An 11,776-nucleotide genomic window follows, 5' to 3' on the forward strand; every position below is an offset into this window, starting at 1 on the left:
ACAGATCAGCTTTCTTCGTCGTTCGTGAACGGGTCGGCGGCCGTCGGTTTGACGGACCGCCAGATCATCAGGTCGATGCCGCGGCCGTCGAGCAGCTGGAACACGGCCGCGCGTACGGTGCGGTCCTGGATCCGCTGCGCGGCGCGGGCGAACGCGCCCCGGTCCTGGGCGAGTCGGGCGATCTCGCCGAAGTGCTCGGCGGCGAGGCGGGCCAGTTCGGCGGCCTGCCCGTCCAGGCGCGCCGCCACACTCTGCACCCAGGTGTCGAACTCGTCAGGGACCTGCTGAAGCATAGCTTCCAGCGGGTCGGCGCCGTCCGCGGTGAGTTCCGCGATCTCACCGGGCGCGCAGCCCAGCGCCTGGGCGACCCGCTTGGGGTCCTCGCCGGTGAACCGGCGAATGCCGAGGAAGCGCCAGATGTCCCGCTCGGTGATGCCGGTGAGCACCTTGTGCAGCCGTACGTACTCGCTGATCTTGGCCTTGACCCGCAGGCCGGAGGCGTACCGCAGGACATAGCCCTCGGCGTCCGTGCCGGTGGCCTCGCGGCCGTCGGCGCGCACGTTGGACTCGGCGCGCGCGAGGAGTTCGGCGAGCGGCATCGCGGGCCACGTGCGCGCCACCGAGCCGACCTGCGCCCAGTCCTCGGCGGCCCGGGACAGACCGATCTCCTCGCCCGTCGCCTCGTACGCGGCGAGGAGTACGAGGTCGCGGCGGCCGCCGTAGTCGACGACGATCCGGTTCTCGGGGTAGAGGATCTCCGCGAGGTAGGTGACGCCGGGCCGCAGCGCCGACGTGTCCCGCCCCTGCAACCAGGCGGTCGCCCAGGCGGCCTGTTCGGAGGTGAACGAGCCCCGGGAGGCGACTCGCCAGCGGCCCTCGTAGTGGAAGGCGATGCCGAGCGAACCGTCGACCTTGTCGTACACCTCGAACGGCTCGTCGGGCAGCGGCGGCGCGTAGGGGCGGCCGTGGTTGTGCTCGCCGACGTTGAAGAACTTGGGCAGGCAGTGCGCCACGACCGTCCCGCTCACGTCGTCGACCACGAGGCCGCGGCAGCGCGTGGTCACCTCGTCCCACGCCTGCTCGTACTGGCACGCCCTCGTGTAGGAGAGGATCGACAGCGGCAGTTCGGGGTGCGCCTTGCGGACGACGTGGCCGGCGTCGATGGCGGCGGCCAGGCCTGCGGGCGGGACGATACGGTCGAGGTCGATCACTGCTTGCTCCAGGGAAGGGTGCTGTCACGTGCAGCTTGACCGATCCCGACCGGCGGAGCGAGGGAATTTCGATCAGCACTCAGGCCGCGAGCGGAATGCTGGGTGCGATGAAGTAGCCGTCCCGGTCGTACCAGCGGATCTCGGTGATGCGTATGTCGTGGAACCCGGCGCGCTGGAAGATGGGGTCCATGAGCGCGGCCCCCTCGGGCGCGTCGGCCGTCTCCAGATCGAGGATGGTGACGGTGGGGTTCACGGGACTCGTCCGCCGGGCGACCTCACGGCCGGGCAGCGGGTTGCGCGCCGAGTCGATGTCGTGCAACAGAGCGGTGGCGACGTGCAGTTCGACGGTCATGGCGGACTCCAGGGCCGGGCTGCGACGGCCCGTGCGACGGCCGGGCGGTAGCAGGCGCGTATCTGTCTGAGGCCGCAGACCTTCTGGCGTACGCCTTGAGGGACGCCGGATTGCCGCTGGAGCCGGACTGGACGGCGGGTCGCGGGGACGGCGGCCCCGGCCGGCTTCCCGAGCCGCCGCCATGACGATCCGCCAACCTGACGATCCGTCACTCGAGCTCTATCCTTTGCTGGACCCCAGCGTCAGCCCCGCGATGAAGTGGCGTTGCAGCAGCAGGAACACGATCAGCGTCGGCAGCGCGACGATCACCGAGCCCGCCGCCAACAGGTTGTAATCGGTGAAAAATTGGCCACGCAGGTTGTTCAGTGCCGAGGTGATGGGGAGTTTGTCGCCGTCGGACATGAAGACCAGGGCCCACAGGAAGTCGTTGTACATCCAGGTGAACTGGAGCGTGGCCAGCGCCGCGAGGGCCGGGCGGCACAGGGGCAGGGTGATGCGCCAGTACTGGGTCCACACCCCCGCGCCGTCGACGATCGCCGCCTCCAGGATCTCCTGCGGCAGGGTGCGCATGAAGTTGGCGAGCACGAAGACGCAGAACCCGATCTGGAAGCCGACCTGGACGGCGATGACGGCCCAGTACGAGTCGAACATGGTCATCGAGTCGGACATCCAGTACGGCAGCGGGATGCGGTTGAATACGACGTACAGCGGCGTCACGATGACCTGCTGGGGCAGCAGGTTGCCCGCCGTGAACAGCATCAACAGGACAATGCCGCCGCGGAGTTTGAGGCGTGAGACGGCGAACGCCACGAACGCGGCGAAGAACAGCACGAGGATCACGCCCGGCACCGCGATGATCAGGGTGTTGACGAAGTACTTCGTCATGCCCGAGTCGGTGAACGCCTGCTTGTAGTAGGCGAAGGAGAGGTGCTTGGGGAGCGAGAAATAGCCGTCTCGCGACGTCTCCTCGTACGGGCGCAGCGACGCGTACACGGCGAGCAGCAGCGGTGCGAGGAAGGCGAGCGAGACCGCCATCAGGAACGCGTGTACGCCGAGGCGGCCCGGGCGCACCCGGCGCCGGCGGGCTGCGGGGGCCGTCGCCGGGGCGGTGGTCGTGGGCGCGGGCGCGGTGTGGGTGGTCATCGGCTCTTCTCCCCTCGGATCTCCTGGACCAGGTACGTGATGACGAAGCCGAGGGAGACGGCCAGCAGCACCACGGCGATCGCCGAGCCGAAGCCGATGCGGCTGGCCTCGCCGATGATGTTGTCGGTGACGAGCACCGAGAGCACTTCGAGGCCGTTGCGCCCGTGGTTGACGGCGTACACGATGTCGAAGGCGCGCAGCGACTCGATGACCGTGATGACGCCGACGATGACGTTGACCGGGCGGAGCGTCGGGAAGACGACCCGGAAGAAGGTCTGGCGCTCGCTCGCGCCGTCGATGGCCGCGGCCTCCTTGAGCGAGGGGTCGACGGCCTTCAGCCCTGCCAGGTAGAGGATCATCACGTAGCCGGTGTGCCGCCAGGCCGCGGCGAGGAGGATCATCCAGATGTTCAGGTTCGGGTCGCCGAGCCAGTCGGTCGGGTCGCCCTTGTTGCCGAGCACGGCGTTGAGCGCTCCCTGGTCGCGGGAGAAGACCAGTTGGGCGATGAATCCGACGACGGCGAGGGAGAGGACGACCGGCATGTACAGCGTCGACTGGTAGAAGCGGCTGAACCGCACGCCCTTGTCGATGAGCACGGCGAGCAGCAGCCCGAACGGCGTTGCCACGAAGCCGAGTACGCCCAGCCACATCAGGTTGTGCCGGACCGCCGGCCAGAACGGCGGGTAGTTGGTGAACAGGTCGGTGTAGTTCCGCGTGCCGACCCACTTGATGTCGCCGATGCCGTCCCAGCTGGTGAAGGACAGGACGACGGAGGCGAGGGTCGGGCCCCACACGATGGCGATGTCGAGCAGGACGGGCAGGCCAAGCAGCACGCCGAGGACGGCGAGGTCGCGGGCGGTGAACCGCCTGGGGCCCCGTCGTCCTGCGCGCCGCGCGGTGATGAGCGCCACGGCTGAGTACTCCAAGTCGAAGCCAATGTCGGTCAGTTGGAGGAGCGCTGGGCTTCGGGCCCCTGCTCTCAGCCCTCGGTGGCGAAGATGGACTTCTTCTGCCGCTCGATGTCGTTGACGAGGCCGTCGACGTCCTTCGGGTTGCCGATGAACTTCTGGATGGCCGGGATCATCACCGTGGAGGCGAAGTCGGGGCGGGTGTCGCGGTCCAGGAACTGCGAGATCTGCTTGGCCCCGGAGACCAGCTCGACCGCCTTCTTCTGCAGGGGGCTGTACTTGGCGGTGTCCGCCCCGGAGTTGACGGCAATGTTGTTCGGGTCGCCCGCGAGGTAGACGTCCTCCGCCTGGGGAGTGGCGAGCCACTTGAGCAGGTCCTTGGCGCTCTCCAGGGACTGCTTGTTCTTCAGCTCCTTGGCGTTCTTGGCGAGCAGGAAGCCGTCGATGGGGGCCTCGACCGCGTCCTGGCCGTACTGCGGGTCGATCTCGGGGAACGGGAAGAACGCGATGTCGTCCTGGTCCTCCTTCGGGAACTGCTGGCCCACGTGCGGCAGTCCGAACACCGCCATGCCCGACTGCTTCTTCTGGAGGCTCTGCGCGGCTTCCTGCCAGGTGCGCCCGTTGGCGCCCTGCTGGCAGTACGGAAGGATGCGGCGCCAGCTGTCGAAGACGTCCTTGACCCGCTTGTCGGTCCACGCCTCCTTCCCGGCCATCAGGGACTTGTGGAAGTCGTAGCCGTTGGTGCGCATGTTGAGATAGTCGAAGGTGCCCATGGCGGGCCAGCCGTCCTTGTCGCAGAACGCGATCGGATCGAGCTTGTCCTTCTGCATCTGCTTCGCCAGCTCGACGTACTGGTCGAAGGTCTTGGGCGCCGTGTACCCGTGCTGCTGGAAGACGCTCGCGCGGTGGAACACCGCCCACGGGTAGTAGTAGTACGGCACGAAGTACTGCTTGCCGTCCGCGCCGGTCGACTGCGCCTTGAGCGCGTCGGAGAAGCCCTGGAAGCCCGACCAGAGGTCGCTTATGTCGTACAGCAGACCCTTCTGCGCGAAGAACTGCATGCGGTAGCCCGCGAACCACATGAAGACATCGTCCGGCTTGCCCTGCAGATAGCGGTTGATGTTCTCCTGGAAGGTGTTGTGGTCGACGGTGTTGACCTTGATCTTGCGGTCTTCCTTGGACTGCTTCTCGTACGCCGCGAACGCGTCGGCGAACGCCTTCTTGGGGACGGCGTCCGAGGAATTCGAGCCCATCCGGATCGTCTTGGAGTCCCCGCCGGGCCCGCTGCCGCACGCCGCGAGCAGCGAGGGCAGCGCGACCGCCCCGGCTCCGATCGCCGCACCACGCAGAAGATTCCGCCGGGACATCCGATGTCCTGCCACGCTTTTGGGCGTTGCAGGACCGTTGAACGATGACTGCGCCATGTCCCCCTCCTTCGGGGTGCAACCCAACACAACCGAACGCGAGGCTTGGATCACACCCCCAAGTCAGAACGTCGTCAAGGGTTTTGACGCAAAGGCGGGCAACCGTTACCGCTTCTCATCCAACAGACTTCAACAAGCCCTACCGGAAACGCTCGTCGCTGACGGTCGGCCAGCAGGGGTGTGAAGTCGTCCTACCTTGCCCCTTTTGGGCTTCGCGAGAGGAGACGTCGGAGCAGTCACTTCAGCAACGCAGCCGCGTCCGACCGCCGCGCGGCAGCGGCCGCGGCCGCCCCCACCAGACCCGCGTCCGTACCCATCAGCGCGGGCGCGACGGTGAGGCGCTGGACGAAGGAGAGCGTGGCGTAGTCGCGCAGCGCCCGGCGCAGCGGGGTGAAGAGGACATCGCCCGCGCCGGCCACTCCCCCGCCTATCACCGCGATCTCGATCTCGACCAGCGTCGCGGTCGCGGCGACGCCCGCGGCCAGGGCCTGGGCCGCGCGCTCGAAGGAGGCGACGGCGACCGGGTCGCCGGACCGGGCGGCCGCGGCGACGGCGGCGGCCGAGGCGTCGCCGTCGGGGCTGGGACGCCAGCCGTTCTCCAGGGCGCGGCGGGCGATGTTGGGGCCGCTGGCGATCCGTTCCACACAGCCCCGCGCCCCGCACGGGCAGGCGTCGCCGTCGAGGTCGACGCTGATGTGGCCGATGTGACCCGCGTTGCCGGTGGGGCCGGGGTGCAGTTTGCCGCCGAGAACGAGCCCGCCGCCGACACCGGTCGACACGACCATGCACAGCGCGTTGTCGTGGCCGCGGGCCGCGCCCAGCCAGTGTTCGGCGGCGGCCATCGCGACGCCGTCGCCGACGAGTTCGACGTCGAGGCCGCCGGTCACCGCGCGCACCCGCTCGACCAACGGAAAGCCACGCCAGCCGGGGATGTTGACCGGGCTGACCGTGCCCGCCGACGCGTCCACGGGCCCGGCGCTGCCGATGCCGACCGCGCTCGTGCGCTCCCACAGTGGGGATCCGGTCAGCTCGGCGAGGACCGCCTCGGCCGCGCGCATCACCGTGTCGCCGTCCTCATGGGCGGGAGTCGGCCGCTGGGCCCGGACGAGAAGCCGGCCGTCGGCGTCCACCAGGGCTCCGGCGATCTTGGTGCCGCCGATGTCGAGCGCGGCCACGAGGTCGGTGTGCATCGAGGTCGGATCTCCTGGTGAGGGACGGGTAACGGCAGGTCAAGATGAGAGTCTCCATGCATGTGACAACGTTGTCCAGGGCCTATGCTCGACGCCACACACACCGTTATGGCACTCGACCGCGCCGGACGGCTCCCGACGACGACAGGACTGTGCACTGTGGCCGAGAATGCCCGCCACCACGAGCCCCGCTACGGCAACCGTCCGACGATGAAGGATGTCGCCGCGCGTGCCGGTGTCGGCCTCAAGACGGTGTCCCGGGTGGTCAACGGCGAGCCCGGGGTGACCCCGGACACCGAGCGCCGGGTGCAGGAGGCCATCGAGGCGCTGGGCTTTCGCCGCAACGACAGTGCGCGAGTGCTGCGCAAGGGCCGTACCGCCTCGATCGGCCTGGTCCTCGAAGACCTCGCCGACCCGTTCTACGGGCCGCTCAGCCGAGCCGTGGAGGAGGTCGCGCGGGAGCACGGGGCGCTGCTCATCAACGGCTCCAGCGCCGAGGACGCGGACCGCGAGCAGGAGTTGGTCCTGGCGTTCTGCGCCCGCCGGGTGGACGGGCTCATCGTGATCCCGGCCGGGTCCGACCACCGCTATCTCGAACCGGAGATAAAGGCGGGCGTGGCGACGGTGTTCGTGGACCGCCCGGCCGGGCGGATCGACGCCGATGTGGTCCTGTCCGACAGCTTCGGCGGCGCCCGCGCGGGCGTGGCCCATCTGATCGCGCAGGGTCACCGGCGGATCGGCTTCATCGGCGACCAGCCCCGCATTCACACGGCCACCGAGCGGTTGCGCGGCTACCGCGCGGCGATGGCGGACGCGGATCTGCCGGTCGACGAATCCTGGGTGTCGCTGGGCTCGACATCCCCCGAGCGCGTGCGCGCGGCCGCCGAGTCCATGCTGGCGGGACCGGACGCGGTCACCGCCCTTTTCTCGGGCAACAACCGGGTGACGGTCACGGCGGTACGCGTCCTGGCGGGCCGCGAGAGCCCGGTGGCCCTGGTCGGCTTCGACGACATCGAGCTGGCCGACCTGCTCGGCATCACGGTCATCTCGCAGGATGCCGCCACCCTCGGCCGCACGGCGGCGGAGCTGCTCTTCCGGCGGCTCGACGGCGCCGACGAGACGCCCGCCCGTGTGGAGCTGCCCACCGTCCTGATCCAGCGCGGTTCGGGCGAGATCCCGCCGCCCACGGACGCCCAGTCGGCGGATCGGCAATCCCGCTGAGCGGCAGCGGGCCTTGAAGCCCGGCACCGGTCGGCTCGGTTCAGCAGGTCTTCAGGCCCGGCACCGGCTGGTCGTTGTCGCCGCCCTTCAGGTAGACCACGCTGACGTAGACGTTCGTGTTGCCGCTGTCGTCGTCGGTCCTGGCCCACCAGGTGTTGGTCCATTTCCCGTACGTCTCGCGCCGGCCCAGGTCCGCCTGGCAATAGAAGTAGTTGGTGCCCGCGTTGAGCACGCCCGCCGCGCCGCCGTCGTGGCGGATGGACTTCGCGGTGCGCCACACCTGGCAGTCGAACTTGCCTCCCGCGGTCGGCCGGCAGCTGCCGGCCGGGGGCTCGGCGCCACCCGAGGTGCCGCCCGTGCCGGGGGCGCTCGGGGTGTTCTTCTTCGGGTCGGGCGCCTTGCTCGCGTCGCCCTTCGCATCCCCGCCCTTCCCGGCGTCACCCTTGGCGGACGGCTTCGGGCTCGAACTCGGCCTGGACGAGGGCGAGTTGGGCATCGGGCTCGCGGAGGGACCGGATGTGTTCAGGCCCGCGGAGCCGAGCTGATCGTCCGCCGCGCCCGTGCCCGGGGGCGCGCTGTTCGCCGCCCCCACGGCCTGACCGCCTCTCGCGTCTCCGTGATCGAGGAGCGCGTACGCGACACCGCCGCCGACGAGCAGCACGGCGGCCGCCCCGGCCGCGATCAGGACCTTGCCCCCGCTCCGCCCGGCCGAGGGGCGCGGCTCCGGAGTCGGTTCCGGGATCTGCGTGACCACCGGCCCAAAGCCTTCGGGCTGCTCCGGCACGGGCGTGACCGGCCCGAATCCCTCCGGCCGGTGCGGCAGCACATCGCGTACGGTCGCCGAGCGCGGCGGCGAGGGGGCCGACAGGGAAGTCCGCACCGCGGTCGGCCCCGTCTCCCCCGGGCCCGCGGCAGCCGCTACCTCCGCGAGCAGCCGTGCCGCGGTCCCCGCGTCGGGCCGCTGCGTCGGGTCCTTGTCCATGAGGCGCCGCAGTACGGGCCCGAGCGGTCCGGCCCGGCGTGCCTCGGGCAGTGGCTCGACCACGATCGCGTTCAGGGTCGACCAGGTGGAGGTGCGGCGGAAGGGGGCCGCGCCTTCGACGGCGGCGTACAGCGTCGCGCCGAGCGCCCAGACGTCGGACGCGGGGCCGGGTTCCTGGCCCTGGGCCCGCTCGGGAGCCAGGTAGTCGAGGGAGCCGACCAGCTCGCCGCTGCGGGTCAGATGGGTTTCCGAGCCGTCGCCGGGGTCGTCCATGGCGGCGATGCCGAAGTCGGTGAGGACCACCCGGCCCGAGGCGTCGAGCAGCACGTTGCCGGGCTTCACGTCGCGGTGCAGCACGCCCGCCCGGTGGGCCGCGGCCAGCGCTTCGAGGACCTTGGCGCCGATGGCGGCGGCCTCACCGGGTTCCAGGACGCCGCGTTCGCGGAGCACGTCGTCGAGCGAGGGGCCCTCGACCAGCTCCATGACGATGACGGGCCGGCCCTCGTGCTCGGTGACGTCGTGGACGGCGACGACCGAGGGGTGGCGCACCCGTGCCGCCGCCCGCGCCTCTCGCTGCATGCGCAGGCACAGATCGCCCAGCTCGGGCGCGGAGGCGTCGCTGAAGGTGCGCAGTTCCTTGACGGCGACCTCGCGGCCGAGCACTTCGTCGTGGGCGCGCCACACGACGCCCATGCCGCCTCGGCCGAGCTGCTCGACGACCCGGTAGCGGCCCGCCAGTAGTTGGCTCTCCCCCGTAGACACCGCTGCCCCGTCCCTGTGTGGCGATTGTGGTCGCGTACAGAGTACGGGGCAGCGGTGACAGTCCTCGGGGCCCGTGCGGTCCCGGTCGGGCTACGGGGCGGTGACGGTGAGCGTGCCGCGGCGGGGCGAGGCGAACGCGTCGAGGTCGGCGCGGGTCAGGCCGGTCAGGCGGGCCACCTCGGCGTTGTCGAGGGCGCCGCAGTCCAGGCCTCGCAGCAGGTAGCCGCTGAGCGCCTTGGCGGTGGCGGGCTCGTCCATGACGTCGCCCTCGGTCTTGGCGACGTACGCGGCGAGGCGTCCGGCGGCCTGCTCCAGGCCCTCGCGGTAGAAGGCGTACACGGCCGCGTAGCGGGTCGGCATGTGGCCGGGGTGCATGTCCCAGCCCTGGTAGTAGGCGCGCGCCAGGGCGCGGCGGGTGAGGCCGTAGTGGAGGCGCCAGGCCTCGTGGACGTGCTCGGTCGAGCCGACGGGCAGCACGTTGGTCGAGCCGTCCGAGACGCGTACGCCGGTGCCCGCGGCGGCGACCTGCATGACGGCCTTGGCGTGGTCGGCGGCGGGGTGGTCGCTGGCCTGGTAGGCGGCGGAGACACCGACGCAGGCGCTGTAGTCGAAGGTGCCGTAGTGCAGGCCGGTGGCGCGGCCCTGGGCGGCGTCGATCATCTTCGCGACGGCGGCGGTGCCGTCGGCGGCCAGGATCGACTGGCTGGTCTCGATCTGGATCTCGAAGCCGAGCCGCCCCTCGGGCAGGCCGTGCGCCTTCTCGAAGGCGCCGAGCAGCCGAACGAAGGCGGTGACCTGCTCGGGGTAGGTCACCTTCGGCAGGGTCAGGACGAGGCCGTCGGGCAGGCCGCCGTGCTGCATGAGGCTGGTGAGGAAGACGTCGGTGGTGCGGATGCCCCGGTCGCGTACGGCGGCTTCCATGCACTTCATGCGGATGCCCATGTACGGGGCCGCGGTGCCGTTGCGGAAGGCCTCGGCGATGAGGCGGGCGGCGCGCGCGGCGTCGGCGTCCTCCTCGGCGTCGGGGCGCGGGCCGTAGCCGTCCTCGAAGTCGACGCGCAGGTCCTCGATGGGCTCGCTCTGGAGCTTGGCGCGCACCCGGTCGTACACCGGGGCCGCGAGCTCGTCGGAGATGCCGAGCACCTTGGCGAAGGACGCGGCGTCCGGGGCGTGTTCGTCGAGGGCGGCAAGCGCCTGGTCGCCCCAGGCGCGGATGGTGCCCGCGTCGAAGACGTCACCGGGTACGTAGACGGTGTGCACGGGCTGGCGGGTGCCGGGGTCGCCCGGGTAACGGCGGGCGAGCTCCTCGTCCACCGCCACGAGGGAGGCACTGATCTCCTCGCTCACGACGCCGGCGAGGCTCGTTGCCACCTGCTCCTGCTGACCCATCCTGCACCCTCCACACGGTCGAAACTTTTCCGCTTCACGGAATCAACAATCCGTATAGCGAAGTTAATAGGCCGCTCCTCCTGCGTCAATGGTTGTCCCAAACGGCCCGGGGCCGCGCGGTGAAGATCACCACGCGGCCCCGGGACCGGAAGAACTCGCAGGTCAGCCCTTGCGGGCGTTGACCTCTTCGGTGAGCTGCGGGACGACCTGGAACAGGTCGCCGACCACGCCGTAGTCGACCAGGTCGAAGATCGGGGCCTCGGCGTCCTTGTTGACGGCCACGATGGTCTTCGAGGTCTGCATGCCGGCCCGGTGCTGGATGGCGCCGGAGATGCCGTTGGCGATGTAGAGCTGCGGCGAGACGGACTTGCCGGTCTGGCCGACCTGGTTGGAGTGCGGGTACCAGCCCGCGTCCACAGCGGCGCGGGAGGCACCGACGGCCGCGCCGAGCGAGTCGGCGAGGGCCTCGATGATCCCGAAGTTCTCGGCGCCGTTGACGCCGCGGCCGCCGGAGACCACGATCGCGGCCTCGGTCAGCTCGGGGCGGCCGGTCGACTCGCGCGGGGTGCGCGAGGTGACCTTGGTGCCGGTGGCAAGCGCGGAGAACGTGACCGACAGGGCCTCGACGGCGCCCGCGGCCGGGGCGGCCTCCACGGCGGCCGAGTTCGGCTTGACCGTGATGACCGGGGTGCCCTTGGAGACGCGGGACTTGGTGGTGAAGGAGGCGGCGAACGCGGACTGCGTGGCCACCGGACCCTCGTCACCGGCCTCCAGGTCGACGGCGTCGGTGATGATGCCGGAGCCGATGCGGACCGCGAGGCGGGCCGCGATCTCCTTGCCCTCGGCGGAGGACGGGACGAGCACGGCGGCCGGGGACACGGCGTCGTACGCGGCCTGGAGGGCGTCCACCTTCGGTACGACGAGGTACTCGGCGAACTCGGGGGCGTCGGCGGTGAGGACCTTGACCGCGCCGTGCTCGGCGAGCGCGGCGGCGGTGTTCTCGGCGCCCGCGCCGAGCGCGACGGCGACGGGCTCGCCGATGCGGCGGGCCAGCGTCAGCAGTTCGAGGGTGGGCTTGCGGACGGCGCCGTCCACGTGGTCGACGTAGACCAGAACTTCAGCCATGGGACTTCAATCTCCTGCAAGTGCGAAGAAAAGACGGGCAGTTGAGGGGCTCGGCGAGCCCTAAGTGCG

Annotated in this window: 10 protein-coding genes; 1 reads left to right on the top strand and 9 read right to left on the bottom strand. The window is 70.6% G+C overall.

What is annotated here, in order from left to right; genetic code table 11:
- Positions 1-5: 5 nt before the first annotated feature.
- The 6 genes from IE206_RS04095 to IE206_RS04120 form a co-directional block, all read right to left on the bottom strand.
- A complete protein-coding gene (locus tag IE206_RS04095; RefSeq protein WP_226598709.1) occupies positions 6-1,211 on the bottom strand; it encodes an RNA ligase in 1,206 nt (401 codons plus the stop codon).
- 79 nt (positions 1,212-1,290) lie between these two features.
- Positions 1,291-1,563 carry a hypothetical protein gene (locus IE206_RS04100; RefSeq protein ID WP_189960475.1) on the bottom strand — a complete coding sequence of 91 codons (273 nt, stop codon included), beginning with the start codon at positions 1,561-1,563 and terminating at the stop codon, positions 1,291-1,293.
- A gap of 219 nt (positions 1,564-1,782) precedes the next feature.
- Positions 1,783-2,706, bottom strand: coding sequence for a carbohydrate ABC transporter permease (locus tag IE206_RS04105; RefSeq protein ID WP_189960476.1), 924 nt, complete (start codon positions 2,704-2,706; stop codon positions 1,783-1,785).
- Positions 2,703-3,617 (bottom strand): carbohydrate ABC transporter permease, encoded by a 915-nt coding sequence (locus IE206_RS04110; protein ID WP_189960477.1) that lies wholly within the window; start codon positions 3,615-3,617, stop codon positions 2,703-2,705. Before IE206_RS04110 ends, IE206_RS04105 begins: the two co-directional genes overlap by 4 nt.
- A gap of 68 nt (positions 3,618-3,685) precedes the next feature.
- Entirely contained in the window at positions 3,686-4,981 is a 1,296-nt protein-coding gene (locus tag IE206_RS04115; protein ID WP_189960478.1) for an ABC transporter substrate-binding protein, read from the bottom strand.
- A gap of 293 nt (positions 4,982-5,274) precedes the next feature.
- The gene (locus tag IE206_RS04120; protein WP_189960479.1) at positions 5,275-6,228 is read right to left on the bottom strand and encodes an ROK family protein; all 954 of its coding nucleotides are present in this window, start codon (positions 6,226-6,228) and stop codon (positions 5,275-5,277) included.
- Positions 6,229-6,387: 159 nt separating this feature from the next.
- Here IE206_RS04120 and IE206_RS04125 point away from each other — a divergent pair, with 159 nt between their 5' ends.
- A complete protein-coding gene (locus IE206_RS04125; protein ID WP_226598714.1) occupies positions 6,388-7,449 on the top strand; it encodes a LacI family DNA-binding transcriptional regulator in 1,062 nt (353 codons plus the stop codon).
- Between the two features lie 40 nt (positions 7,450-7,489).
- Here IE206_RS04125 and IE206_RS04130 read toward each other — a convergent pair whose 3' ends face one another.
- The 3 genes from IE206_RS04130 to IE206_RS04140 all read right to left on the bottom strand — a co-directional run bounded on the left by IE206_RS04130 (position 7,490) and on the right by IE206_RS04140 (position 11,707).
- Positions 7,490-9,193 carry a serine/threonine-protein kinase gene (locus tag IE206_RS04130; protein ID WP_189960481.1) on the bottom strand — a complete coding sequence of 568 codons (1,704 nt, stop codon included), beginning with the start codon at positions 9,191-9,193 and terminating at the stop codon, positions 7,490-7,492.
- Positions 9,194-9,283: 90 nt separating this feature from the next.
- Positions 9,284-10,582 carry a DUF6986 family protein gene (locus IE206_RS04135; protein WP_189960482.1) on the bottom strand — a complete coding sequence of 433 codons (1,299 nt, stop codon included), beginning with the start codon at positions 10,580-10,582 and terminating at the stop codon, positions 9,284-9,286.
- Positions 10,583-10,744: 162 nt separating this feature from the next.
- Positions 10,745-11,707 (bottom strand): electron transfer flavoprotein subunit alpha/FixB family protein, encoded by a 963-nt coding sequence (locus IE206_RS04140; RefSeq protein WP_189960483.1) that lies wholly within the window; start codon positions 11,705-11,707, stop codon positions 10,745-10,747.
- Positions 11,708-11,776 lie beyond the last annotated feature (69 nt).

It is taken from the genome of Streptomyces violascens, from assembly GCF_014649955.1.
Lineage (GTDB): Bacteria > Actinomycetota > Actinomycetes > Streptomycetales > Streptomycetaceae > Streptomyces > Streptomyces violascens.

Excerpts from the sequence above, each read along its gene's own strand:
- IE206_RS04100 (WP_189960475.1), bottom strand. The coding sequence starts at position 1,563 with ATGACCGTCGAACTGCACGTCGCCACCGCTCTGTTGCACGACATCGAC.
- IE206_RS04105 (WP_189960476.1), bottom strand. The coding sequence starts at position 2,706 with ATGACCACCCACACCGCGCCCGCGCCCACGACCACCGCCCCGGCGACG.
- IE206_RS04115 (WP_189960478.1), bottom strand. The coding sequence starts at position 4,981 with ATGTCCCGGCGGAATCTTCTGCGTGGTGCGGCGATCGGAGCCGGGGCG.
- IE206_RS04120 (WP_189960479.1), bottom strand. The coding sequence starts at position 6,228 with ATGCACACCGACCTCGTGGCCGCGCTCGACATCGGCGGCACCAAGATC.
- IE206_RS04135 (WP_189960482.1), bottom strand. The coding sequence starts at position 10,582 with ATGGGTCAGCAGGAGCAGGTGGCAACGAGCCTCGCCGGCGTCGTGAGC.
- IE206_RS04140 (WP_189960483.1), bottom strand. The coding sequence starts at position 11,707 with ATGGCTGAAGTTCTGGTCTACGTCGACCACGTGGACGGCGCCGTCCGC.